The organism is Paramagnetospirillum kuznetsovii, assembly GCF_003284725.1.
In the GTDB taxonomy this organism is placed as follows: domain Bacteria; phylum Pseudomonadota; class Alphaproteobacteria; order Rhodospirillales; family Magnetospirillaceae; genus Phaeospirillum; species Phaeospirillum kuznetsovii.
Genome location: NZ_PGTO01000003.1, coordinates 213,227 through 225,629 on the forward strand (window position 1 = coordinate 213,227; position 12,403 = coordinate 225,629).

Below are 12,403 nucleotides of genomic sequence, written 5' to 3' on the forward strand. Positions count from 1 at the left end.
CATGCGCCACATGCCGCTCTCCATCGGGACCATCCATTTCGTCGGCATCGGCGGCATCGGCATGTCGGGCATCGCCGAGATCCTTCACAATCTGGGCTATGCCGTCCAGGGCACCGACATCGCCGACAATTACAATGTCGAGCGGCTGCGCAAGAAGGGCATCACCGTCCATATCGGCCACACCGCCGAGGCGCTGGGCGAGGCCCGCGTCGTGGTGGTGTCCTCGGCGGTCAAGCCCGACAATCCCGAGGTGGTGGCCGCCCGCGCCAAGCTGGTGCCGGTGGTGCGCCGCGCCGAGATGCTGGCCGAGCTGATGCGCCTGAAGGCCGCCATCGCCATCGGCGGCACTCACGGCAAGACCACGACGACCTCCATGATCGCGGCCCTGCTGGACGCCGCCCATATGGACCCCACCGTCATCAACGGCGGTATCATCAACGCCTACGGCACCAATGCCCGGCTCGGCGCGAGCGACTGGATGGTGGTGGAGGCCGACGAATCCGACGGCAGCTTCATCAAGCTGCCGTCCACCGCCGTGGTGGTCACCAATATCGACCCCGAGCACATGGACTACTACGGCAGCTTCGACAAATTGCGCGACGCCTTCCGCACCTTCGTCGAGAACATCCCGTTCTACGGCTTCGCCGCCATGTGCATCGATCACCCGGAAGTCCAGGCGCTGATCGCCAAGGTGCCCGACCGCAAGATCGTCACCTACGGCTTCTCGCCCCAGGCCTTGGTACGCGCCTCCAATGTGCGCACCGGCGCCGACGGCGCCCGCTACGACGTGACCATCACCGACCGGGTCACCGAGCGGGTGCGGTGCATCGAGGACATTCACCTGCCCATGTTCGGCGAGCACAACATCCTGAACTCGCTGGCCGCCGTGGCGGTGGCCACCCAGTTGGGTCTGGCCAATGACGTGGTCAAGAAGGCCATGGGCTCGTTCGCCGGGGTCAAGCGCCGCTTCACCAAGACCGGCGAGGCCAAGGGCGTCACCGTCATCGACGATTACGGCCACCATCCGGTGGAGATCGCCGCCGTGCTGAAGGCGGCGCGCAGCGCCACCTCGGGCAATGTCATCGCGGTGGTCCAGCCCCACCGCTATTCCCGCTTGTCCAATCTGTTCGCCGAGTTCTGCACCTGCTTCAACGACGCCGACACGGTGGTCGTCGCCGATGTCTATGCCGCTGGCGAGCAGCCCATCAAGGGCTTCGACAAGATCGGTCTGGTCAAGGGATTGCAGGAACACGGCCACCGCCACGCCGTCGGCCTGTCGGGGCCGAAGGAACTGGCCGCCGTTGTCAACGGCATCGCCAGGCCGGGCGATATGGTGGTCTGCCTGGGCGCGGGCAACATCACCGGCTGGGCCCATGCCCTGCCCGCCGAGCTGGCAGCTTTGCCGGAGCCCGCCGAATGATGACCAAGCGGCAAACCCATGACTGGCGTGACGCCCTGCCCCAGGTCCGGGGCCGGATCGGCTTCGACCAGCCCATGGCGCCTTATACCTGGTTCCGCGTCGGCGGCCCGGCGGAGGTTTTGTTCCGTCCCGCCGATCTGGACGACCTGATCGCCTTCCTGGCCGAATTGCCGCCCGAGATTCCGGTGACCACCATCGGCGTCGGCTCCAACCTGCTGGTCAGGGACGGCGGCGTTCCCGGCGTGGTCATCCGCCTGACCGGGCCCTTCGCCACCATCGAGCCCTGCCAGGGCTCCATCACCGCCGGAGCGGGCGCGCTGGACCTCACCGTCGCCAAGGTCGCGATGGAGGAAGGCATCGCCGGGCTGGAATTCCTGTCCGGCATTCCCGGCACCATCGGCGGCGCGCTGCGCATGAACGCGGGCGCCTTCGGAAGCGAGATGAAGGACGTCACCACCAGCGCCGAGGCGCTGGACCGCACCGGCCAGCTTCACATCTTCTCGCTGGACGATCTGGGCTTTTCCTATCGCCACAGCGCCCTGGACGACAGTTGGATCTTCCTGGCCGCCACCTTGAAGGGCCGCCCCGGCAAGGAGGCCAATATCGCGGCCAAGATGGAGGAAATCCGCGCCGGTCGCGAAGAGGCCCAGCCCACCCGTGCCCGCACCGGCGGCTCCACCTTCGCCAATCCTCCCGGTCACAGCGCCTGGAAGCTGGTGGACGCCGCCGGTTGCCGGGGCCTGACCATGGGCGGCGCCCAGATCAGCGAGAAGCACTGCAATTTCCTACTCAACCTGGGCGACGCCACCGCCGCCGACATCGAGGATCTGGGCGAGGAAGTCCGGCGTCGGGTGATGGACGCCAGCGGGATCGAGCTTCGCTGGGAAATCCAGCGCATCGGGGTGAGGAAAGAGCCATGAAGGACCGGAGCGCAGCGACTAGCCCGTTGCCCATAGGCCCGGGCGGGCAATTGCCCGCAGGGAGGGCGCGCGCCTCGTGGCGCGAGAGCCAAGGCCACGGATGTGGCCGCCCGGCGATTGAGGGACAGAAGCAATGAGCATAAAGCGCGTCACCGTCCTGATGGGGGGAGCCTCGGCCGAGCGCGAGGTGTCCTTGCGCTCCGGCCGCGCCGCCGGTTCCGCGCTGGAGAAGGCCGGTTATGCCGTCACCCTGGTGGATGCCGGGCGCGATCCCCATGAACTGGTCCGCGCCGTGGAAGAGACCCAACCCGACGTGGTGTTCAATGCGCTGCACGGCCGTTTCGGCGAGGACGGCTGCGTCCAGGGCGTGCTGAACCTGATGGGGGTGCCCTATACCCATTCCGGCCTGCTGGCCTCGGCCGCCGCCATGGATAAGGCCTTCGCCCGGCGCCTGTTCGAGACCGCGGGCATCCCGGTCGCCAAGGGCTGCGTGGTCAGGAAGGGCGAGGCCTCGCCGCTGCCGCGTCCCCATGTGGTCAAGCCGTTGAACGAGGGCTCGTCCGTCGGCGTCTACATCCTGATGGAAGGCGACAGCCGCGATCCGCTGAAGGACTGGCCCTTCGAGTCCGACGAAGTACTGGTGGAAGAGTTCATCCCCGGCCGCGAGCTGACCGCCGCCGTCATGGGCGACAAGGCGCTGGGCGTGCTGGAAATCACCTCGGACCGGGGCTTCTACGACTACGAGGCCAAATACGCGCCGGGCGGATCGCGCCACATCATGCCCGCTCCGCTGCCCGCGTCCGACTACGCCGAGGCTTGCCGACTGGCGGTGGAATCCCACCGCGTCCTGGGCTGCCGGGGCGTCTCGCGCACCGATCTGCGCTATGACGACACAAGGCCCGGCCAGCCGCCCCGGCTGATCGTGCTGGAAGTCAACACCCAGCCGGGCATGACCGCCACCTCGCTGGTTCCCGAGATGGCCGCCCATACCGGCATCGACTTTCCCGCGCTGGTGCGCTGGATGGTGGAGGAGGCGCGATGCGACGCCTAGACATCGTCATCACCCCCGACGACCGGCTGGGCGGCTCCTTCGCGGGAGTACGGCCCCAGCGCGAGGCCCAAAAGGCCGCGCCCCAGTCGACACCCAAGCCCCGGCCCAAGCGCAAGCCTGCCCGCTGGCGGCTCGCCATCACTCCGGTGCAGAAATTCGCCGCCCTGGGCGTCGTCGTCACCGCCGTGCTGGTGGCCGGAGCCGTGGTCTGGCGCTCTGGCGCGCCGAGCCGCATGATCCGCGATACCGGCAATGCCGCCCTGGCCTCCACCGCCCAGATGGGTCTTCGCATCGGCGAAATCACCGTGGCGGGCCGCAGGCGCACCCCCACGGATCAGGTGGTCACCGCCCTGGCCGCCCATCATGGCGACCCCATTCTCGGCCTGGATATCGGCGCCGCCAAGGCCCGGCTGGAAGCGCTGCCCAGCGTGCGCGCCGCCGCCGTGGAACGCCGCCTGCCCGGCGCCCTGCATCTGTCCATCGTCGAGCGCCAGCCGGTCGCCCTGTGGCAATCCGAAGGCCGCTTCGTCCTGGTGGACCGCGACGGCCACCAGATTCCCGGCGCCATCGAAGGTTTCGAGGATCTGCCCCTGGTGGTCGGCGACGGCGCGCCCCAGCGGGTGGAGGAATTGTTCGTCCTGCTCTCCGCCGAGCCGGAAATGGCCGCCCGCGTCAAGGCCGCCACCCGGGTGGGCAACCGCCGCTGGAACGTCAGGTTGGACGATGTGGAAAAAGGCCTCGAGGTCCGTCTGCCCGAATTGGACACCGAGAGCGCGTGGCATCGCCTCGCCGAGTTGGAGAAGCGTCGCGGCCTGACCTCGAAGCAGATCACCATGATCGACCTTCGGGTCGCCGAGCGGCTGATCCTCAAAAGCGATCAGCAGCAGGCCGCCGAGCGCCGTACTCCCTCCGACAGCCGGAAGGAGGACTGACATGGCCACCCGCAATGGACTGATCGCCGCCGTCGATGTGGGCACCACCAAGGTGTGCTGCTTCATCGCTCGCGTCCAAGACGACGGCGCGCCGCGCATCGTCGGCATCGGCCACCAACTGGCGCGCGGCATGCGCAACGGCGCCGTGGTGGACATGGAGGAGCTGGAAACCTCGATCCGCGCCTCGGTGGACGCCGCCGAGGAAATGGCGGGCGAGCGCATCCGCACCGTGGCCATCAATATCTCGGGCGGCCATCCCGGCTCCAACAACGTCAAGGTGGAAGTGGCCATGAACGGCCACGCCGTCAACGAAGCCGATATCCGCCGCATGCTGGAACACGGCCGCGCCCACCACGAAAGCGCCGAGCGCGAGCTGATCCACGCCATTCCGGTGGACTACACCATCGACGGCAACGAAGGCATCAAGGATCCGCGCGGCATGTTCGGCGACCGCCTGGGCGTCGCCATCCACATCATTTCGGCCGGGATCGGCCCGGTGCGCAATCTGTCCACCGTGGTCAACCGCTGCCATCTCGATATCGAGGCCCGCGTGGTCAGCCCCTATGCGGCCGGTCTGGCCTGCCTGGTGGACGACGAGAAGGAACTGGGCGTCACCTGCATCGACATGGGCGGCGGCACCACCTCCATCGCGGTGTTCCACGGCGGCCAGCTCATCCACACCGACGTGATTTCCGTGGGCGGCGCCCATGTGACCAGCGATATCGCCCGCGGCCTGTCGACGCCTTTGATCCACGCCGAGCGCATGAAGACGCTGTACGGCTCCGCCATTCCGTCCGCCGCCGACGACCGCGAGATCCTGAAGGTGCCGCTGGTGGGCGAGGACGAGGACGGCGCTTCCAATCAGGTGCCGCGAAGCATGCTGATCCAGATCATCCAGCCCCGGCTGGAAGAGACTTTCGAGCTTGTGCGCTCGCACCTGGAACAAGGCGGCTTCGACAAGATGGCCGGGCGCCGGGTCGTGCTGACCGGCGGCGCCAGCCAGATGCAGGGGGTGCGCGAATTGGCCGGACTGGTGCTGGACAAGCAGGTTCGCCTCGGCCGCCCCGTGGGATTGCAGGGATTGCCGGAGGCCACCGGCGGCCCCGCCTTTTCCACCTGCGCCGGATTGATCCGCTACGCCATGGTCCACGTCCCCGCGCCGACGCGCGGCAAGCGCTCGGCCGGAGCGGGCGATGGATCGGGATCGGGCCTGGGTCGTTTGGGTTCGTGGTTGAAACGGAATTTTTAGACTTAACCGACGGCCGACATCGAAGCGGCCGAAACAGCGCGGAGGACCATGACATGCTGACTTTTCTTCCCGGAGCTCCTCAAGAGCTCAAGCCTCGCATCACGGTGATCGGCGTCGGCGGCGCCGGAGGCAATGCCGTCAACAACATGATTTTGTCGCGGCTTGAAGGCGTCGAGTTCATCGTCGCCAATACCGACGCCCAGTCCCTGGGCCAAAGCCGCACCGAACGCCGCATCCAGTTGGGCAATCAGGTGACCCAGGGTCTGGGCGCCGGATCGCGTCCCGATATCGGCCGCGCCGCCGCCGAGGAAAGCCTGGACGAGATCCTGGGCCAGATCAACGGCGCCAACATGGTGTTCATCACCGCCGGAATGGGCGGCGGCACCGGGTCGGGCGCCGCGCCCGTCATCGCCCGGGCGGCCCGCGAACAGGGCATCCTCACCGTGGGCGTGGTGACCAAGCCGTTCCACTTCGAAGGCGCGCACCGCATGCGCACCGCAGAGGGCGCCATCGAGGAGCTGCAGCAGTTCGTCGATACCCTGATCATCATCCCCAACCAGAATCTGTTCCGTGTCGCCACCGAGCGCACCACCTTCGCCGACGCCTTCAAGATGGCCGACGATGTGCTGTATTCCGGCGTGCGCGGCGTCACCGACTTGATGATCATGCCCGGCCTGATCAATCTGGACTTCGCCGACATCCGCACCGTCATGAGCGAGATGGGCAAGGCCATGATGGGCACCGGCGAGGCCGAGGGCGACAAGCGCGCCATCGACGCCGCCGAGGCCGCCATCTCCAACCCGCTGCTGGACGACACCTCCATGAAGGGGGCCAAGGGCGTCCTGATCAACATCACCGGCGGCATGGACATGACCCTGTTCGAGGTGGATGAGGCCGCCAATCGCATTCGCGACGAAGTGGACCCGGAGGCCAATATCATCTTCGGCTCCACCTTCGACGAGAAGCTGAACGGCAAGATGCGGGTCTCGGTGGTCGCCACCGGCATCGCGTCGGAAGCCGCCGCCCAGCCCAAGCCCACCGTCATCAATCTGGTCAACGTTCCGCCTGCCATCACGCCGCGCCCGGCCATGCCCGCCGCCGCCCATGTGCAGCCCCATGCGCCGCAGCCCCACGCGCAGCAGCCCCAGTCGCAGCCGCAGTCGCAGCCGCAATTCCGGCCGCAGGTGGCGACCCCGGCGGCGGCTTCGGTCCAGACCCCGGCCCAGCCCCGGATTCAGCCCCAGGTTCAGCCCCAGGCGCAACCGCAGGTCGCCGCAAGCGCGGTTCACCACGCACCGGCTCAGGCCCATGGCCATGCCGCCGCCGCCCAGCGGCTCCATCGCGAGCCGGAGCTGGACATCCGCCAGCCCGAACCGCAATTGCGGCAAGAGCCGCAATTGCGCGTGGAGCCCGAGATGCGCCCCGAGCCCAGCCTCGGCCGTGCTCCGGCCTTCGGCCACGAACGCGAGCCCGACATGCTGGACATGCACAAAGCCATTTCCAACATTACCGAAACCGACCATCACGACATGGTCGCGCCCACGCAGCAGCACCCCCAGCCGGAGACCCGCCGGGTCGGCAGCCTGATCGACCGTCTGGTCAATCGCGGCCGCCAAGCGGTCTCGCCCGCTCCCACCGCCCGCGCTCCGGAACCGGCCGCGCCGCCGACTCCCCGCATGGAAGCCCGTCGCGAGCCGCCGCGTTCCGGTGAGGATCTGGACATTCCGGCCTTTCTCCGCCGTCAGGCGAACTGAGGCCCCATAGACGACCTTCGGGGGGAAACCCCCGTCCGCGCTGAACTTCAAAGGCCCGCCCGGTTCTCCCGGACGGGCCTTCTTTTCTTGATACATCCCCAGGTATTCCCCCCCGGAAACAGCGGAAGGGGCGAATGACGGAGAAGGCTCTATCCGGGGCGTCCGCGCTCCGAGAACAGCGCATCATTCAGAGCGCGGTCGCCGCGCCTGACGGACCGCCATCACCCGATATCGCCACCGACCAAGGTCGGCCGCACCCTATTTCTTGGGACGTTCGGATCGGGAATAATTGCTGAAATGCCCCTCACGGGCGGCTTGCGCCCGCACCCGGCTTTTAACGCCCGGAAATTTGGCATCGGGCGCAATGGCCGCGATCTGCCGTTCCAGGTCTCCACTGCCACAGGCGGGACAGGTGGGAGTATCGGAGGCGCGCACCAACGTCTCGAAGATGGCCTCGCACCCTTTGCAGCTATACGTGAACAACGGCATCAAATTCCCCCGCGATATGGCGAAGGTGGCGGTGCGTCAGAATATCACCGCCACCAGCCAAATCAAGGACGGGGGGAAATGGTGCCATTTTGAGAGCCACGGCCGATCCTATGCCATGACCACCAGCAGATCCTTGGCCTCCACCTGGGTGCCGGGAGTGACGGCGACCGAGGCGATGGTGCCCGCCCGTTCGGCGCGGACGGCGGTTTCCATCTTCATGGCCTCGATGGCCACCAGCAGGTCGCCCTTCTCCACCTCCTGGCCGGCATGGACGGCGACACTGACCACCAGACCGGGCATGGGGGCCGGAACGTGGTTGGCGTTGCCGGGTTCCGCCTTGGGCCGCGCCACCCGGGCAGGAGCGACGGTCTTGTCGGTGACCTTGACGGTGCGGGGCTGGCCGTTGAGTTCGAAGAACACCTTGCGCTCGCCGTCCTCGTCGGCATCGGCGATGGCGAGGAAGCGGACCACCAGGCTCTTGCCCTTTTCCAGGTCGATGGTGATCTCCTGGCCCGGCTGCATGCCATAGAAGAACACATCCGACGGCAGCATGGAGACGTCGCCGTAATGGCGGTGATGCGCGGCGTAATCGGTGAAGACCTTGGGATACATCAGATAGGAGGCCAGCTCCGCTTCCGAGATCTTGCGCCCGGCCTTCTTCTCCGCCTCGGCCCGCTCGGCGTCCAGATCGGCGGGCGGCAACACCGCGCCGGGACGAACCGTGATGGGCTTGGCGGCACCCAGCACCTTCTTTTGCAGGGCGGCGGGGAAGCCGCCCACCGGCTGGCCGAGATCGCCCTTGAAGAACGACACCACCGATTCAGGAAAAGCGATTTCCTTGTCGGGGTCCAGCACGTCGGCGGGCGTCAGATTGCTGGTCACCATCATCAGCGCCATATCGCCCACCACCTTGGAGGTGGGAGTCACCTTGACCACGTCGCCGAACATCTTGTTGACGTCGGCATAGGCCTGGGCCACCCAGTCCCAATGCTGCTCGACGCCCAACGAGCGGGCCTGAGCCCGCAGATTGGTGTATTGGCCGCCCGGCATCTCGTGGCGATAGACATCGGCGGTGCCGGACCGGATATCGGCCTCGAAGGGGGAATAGACGGCGCGCACCTTCTCCCAGTAGGCGGACAACTGGTTGAGCGCCTGATGATCCAGGCCGGGGTCGCGGTCGTGGCCTTTCAGGGCGGCGCAGATGGAGCCCAGCGGCGGCTGGCTGGTCAGCCCGCTCATGGCATCCATGGCGGCGTCCACCGCGTCGACGCCCGCTTCCACCGCCGCCAGCACGCTGGCCGCCGACAGCCCGGAGGTGTCATGGGTGTGGAAGTGGATGGGCAGGCCGATTTCCTGCTTCAGCGCCTTGACCAGGGCGGCGATGGCACGCGGCTTGGCGAGACCGGCCATGTCCTTGATGCCCAGCACATGGGCGCCCGCCTTCTCCAGCTCCTTGGCCATGGAGACATAGTATTTGAGATCGTATTTGGCCCGGTCGGCATCGAACAGATCGCCGGTATAGCAGATGGCCGCCTCGCAGAGCTTGCCCGACTCGCCCACGGCATCCATGGCGACCCGCATGTTGTCGACCCAGTTCAGCGAGTCGAACACCCGGAACACATCGACGCCATTGTCGGCGGCCTGGCGGACGAAGTGCTTGACCACGTTATCGGGATAGTTGGTGTAGCCCACCGCGTTGGCCGAGCGCAGCAGCATTTGCAGCAGCAGGTTGGGCATGGCCTTGCGAAAGCCGTGCAGACGCTCCCACGGGTCTTCCTTCAAGAAGCGCATGGCCACGTCGAAGGTGGCGCCGCCCCAGCATTCCACCGAGAACAGACCCGGCAGCAGGCGGGCATAGGCGGGCGCCGCCGCTTGCAGGTCATAGGTCCGCATGCGCGTCGCGATCAGCGACTGATGGGCATCGCGAAAGGTGGTGTCGGTGATCAGGACTTGCTTCTGGTCCAGCATCCATTTGGCCAGTCCCTTGGCGCCCAGCTTGTCCAGCAACTGCCTGGACCCGGCGGGCGGATCGGACAGGGGATGGGCGGGCGCGTCGGGCAGCGCCAGCGCCTTGGGCTTGGCGAGGCCCGCCACCTCCGGGTTGCCGTTGACCATCACCTCGCCGACGAAGCGCAGGATGCGGGTGGCGCGGTCGCGGCGGTCCTGCTTGGCGAACAGTTCCGGCGTCTCGTCGATGAAACGGGTGGTATAGGCGCAGCCGACGAAGCGGGGATGGCTGATCACCGCTTCCAGGAAGGTGAGGTTGGTGGCGACCCCCCGGATACGGAATTCGCGAAGCGCGCGGTCCATGCGGGCAATGGCTTCTTCCGGGGTCGGCGCCCAGGCGGTGACCTTTTCCAGCAGCGAGTCGTAATAGCGCGTGATCAGCGCGCCCGAGAACGCGGTGCCGCCGTCGAGACGGATGCCGAACCCCGCCGCGCCGCGATAGGCGGTGATGCGGCCGTAATCGGGGATGAAGTTGTTGCCGGGATCCTCGGTGGTGATGCGGCACTGGATGGCGTGGCCGTTGAGCCTGATATCGGCCTGCTTTGGCACGTCGGAACCGGGCGAGCCGATGGAGCCGCCGCCCGCGATCCTGATCTGCGCCTTGACGATATCGATGCCGGTGACCACCTCGGTGACCGTGTGTTCCACCTGGACGCGGGGATTGACCTCGATGAAGTAGAATTTGCCGGATTCCATATCCATCAGGAATTCGACGGTTCCGGCATTCTCATAGCGGGCCGCCTGGGCCAGCTTCAGGGCGCAGGCGCACAGCTCGTCACGCTGGCGGCCGTCCAGATAGGGCGCCGGGGCGCGCTCGACCACCTTCTGATTGCGCCGCTGCACCGAGCAGTCGCGCTCGAACAGATGGACCAGATTGCCCTTTGAATCGCCCAGGATCTGGACTTCCACATGACGCGCCCGGCGCACCAGCTTTTCCAGATAGACCTCGTCATTGCCGAAGGCGGATTTGGCTTCGCGGCGCGCCACCGAGACCAGTTCCATCAGCTCGTCGGGGCCTTCGACAACCCGCATGCCACGCCCGCCGCCGCCCCAGCTGGCCTTCAGCATCAGGGGATAGCCCACCTCGGCCGCCAGCGTCAGGCAACCCTCGCCGTCGTCCGGCAGCGGGCCGGTGGCGGGCATCACCGGCACGCCCGCCTTCACCGCCAGATTGCGCGCCGCCACCTTGTTGCCCAGCAGGCGCATGACGTCGGAGCTGGGGCCGACGAAGACCATGCCCGCCGCGCGCACCGCGTCGGCGAAATCCGGGTTCTCCGCCAGGAAGCCATAGCCCGGATGCACCGCGTCGCAGCCCGCCTCCTTGGCCGCATGCACGATCTCGTCGATGGCGAGATAGGCGTCGATGGGCCCCTTGCCCTTGCCGATCAGATAGCTTTCATCGGCCTTGAAGCGATGCAGCGCGAAGCGGTCCTCGGTGGAGTAGATCGCAACCGTCGCCAGCCCCAGTTCCGTGGCGGCGCGGCAGATGCGGATGGCGATTTCGCCGCGATTGGCGACCAGGAGCTTGCGGAGCGGAAAGGAGGAAGAAGCCGTCGCGGTCATGGATCACCCTTTTTCACTTTGAGGATCGGTGGATAAATCTTTTTACCATTTCTGTAAAGCTGGTTTGTGGTGCTACACTCGCGGTAGAAGCGACTTTACATGAGCATTCGCTGAGGTTACAGAGTCCTCGTTCGCAATGAGGTCACAAGATGACGGAACCCATTCGTCCAGCGAAACTGGCCGATACCATCGCCGACCACCTGGAGCAGTTGATCCTGGAGGGCAGCCTGCGGCCGGGCGAGAAGCTGCTGGCCGAACGCGAATTGGCGCAGCGCTTCGACGTGTCGCGGCCGTCCCTGCGCGAGGCGCTGGAGAAGCTGGAGAAGCGCGGTCTGCTGTCATCGGGCCGGGGTGGCTCCACCTTCGTGGCGCCGCTCCTGGGCGAAGGATTCACCGAACCGCTTTATTCCGCCCTGGCGTCCCGCCCCGAGACCACCTTCGATTATCTGGAGTTCCGCCGCTTCGTCGAGGGCTCGGCCGCCTATTTCGCGGCGCTGCGTGGCACCGACGTGGACCGCGCCCTGATCAAGCAGTGCTTCGAGACCATGGAAGCCGCCCACCAGAAGGACGATTCCAGCGACGAAGCCGATTCCGACGCCGATTTCCATCTGGCGGTCTACGAGGCCTCGCACAATCTGGTGATGCTGCACATCATGCGCTCGCTGTCGGACATGCTGCGCAAGGACGTGTTCTACAACCGCGCCAAGCTGTATCAGCGCCAAGGCGTGCGCGAGCTTCTGCTGGAACAGCACCGCGCCGTCTACGAGACGGTGATGGCGGGCGATCCCATCGCGGCGCGATCCGCCGCCGAGGCCCATATCGACTTCACCCGGGAAGCGTTGCAGGAAATCGCCAAGGCCGATGCGCGCCTGGAAGTCTCGCTGCGCCGCATCGCGCGGACCGATCTGGTGGCCGCCAAGCGGTGAATGCGGGCGGGACGCCCGCGCTCCCGGCGTCCAATATTGGAGCGCGGGCGTCCCGCCCGCACCTCCTCCCCCCGCACCTCCTCCCCGGCGCG

9 protein-coding genes are annotated in these 12,403 nt (G+C 66.9%); 7 read left to right on the top strand and 2 right to left on the bottom strand.

Features of this window, described 5'->3' with window-relative positions:
• Position 1: 1 nt before the first annotated feature.
• From murC to ftsZ, 6 genes are all read left to right on the top strand, one after another.
• Entirely contained in the window at positions 2–1,420 is a 1,419-nt protein-coding gene (gene murC / locus CU669_RS05910; protein ID WP_112142896.1) for a UDP-N-acetylmuramate--L-alanine ligase, read from the top strand.
• Complete coding sequence (murB, locus tag CU669_RS05915) at positions 1,420–2,340, top strand: UDP-N-acetylmuramate dehydrogenase (protein WP_112143042.1); 921 nt, start codon at positions 1,420–1,422, stop codon at positions 2,338–2,340. Before murC ends, murB begins: the two co-directional genes overlap by 1 nt.
• A 133-nt stretch (positions 2,341–2,473) precedes the next feature.
• On the top strand, positions 2,474–3,391 hold the full coding sequence (locus CU669_RS05920; RefSeq protein ID WP_112142897.1) for a D-alanine--D-alanine ligase: 918 nt from the start codon (positions 2,474–2,476) through the stop codon (positions 3,389–3,391).
• Positions 3,379–4,323 carry a cell division protein FtsQ/DivIB gene (locus CU669_RS05925; protein WP_112142898.1) on the top strand — a complete coding sequence of 315 codons (945 nt, stop codon included), beginning with the start codon at positions 3,379–3,381 and terminating at the stop codon, positions 4,321–4,323. Before CU669_RS05920 ends, CU669_RS05925 begins: the two co-directional genes overlap by 13 nt.
• Before the next feature lies 1 nt (position 4,324).
• Entirely contained in the window at positions 4,325–5,572 is a 1,248-nt protein-coding gene (ftsA, locus tag CU669_RS05930) for a cell division protein FtsA (protein ID WP_112142899.1), read from the top strand.
• 53 nt (positions 5,573–5,625) lie between these two features.
• Entirely contained in the window at positions 5,626–7,326 is a 1,701-nt protein-coding gene (ftsZ, locus tag CU669_RS05935; RefSeq protein ID WP_112142900.1) for a cell division protein FtsZ, read from the top strand.
• Positions 7,327–7,584: 258 nt separating this feature from the next.
• Here the strand turns inward: ftsZ and CU669_RS05940 are convergent, their stop codons facing one another.
• Positions 7,585–7,815: an FmdB family zinc ribbon protein gene (locus tag CU669_RS05940; protein ID WP_112142901.1), complete on the bottom strand. Its 231-nt coding sequence runs from the start codon at positions 7,813–7,815 to the stop codon at positions 7,585–7,587.
• Positions 7,816–7,923: 108 nt separating this feature from the next.
• Positions 7,924–11,385 carry a pyruvate carboxylase gene (pyc, locus tag CU669_RS05945; protein ID WP_112142902.1) on the bottom strand — a complete coding sequence of 1,154 codons (3,462 nt, stop codon included), beginning with the start codon at positions 11,383–11,385 and terminating at the stop codon, positions 7,924–7,926.
• Between the two features lie 149 nt (positions 11,386–11,534).
• Between pyc and CU669_RS05950 the strand changes: the two genes are divergently transcribed.
• On the top strand, positions 11,535–12,311 hold the full coding sequence (locus tag CU669_RS05950; protein ID WP_112142903.1) for an FCD domain-containing protein: 777 nt from the start codon (positions 11,535–11,537) through the stop codon (positions 12,309–12,311).
• The last annotated feature ends 92 nt before the right edge of the window (positions 12,312–12,403 follow it).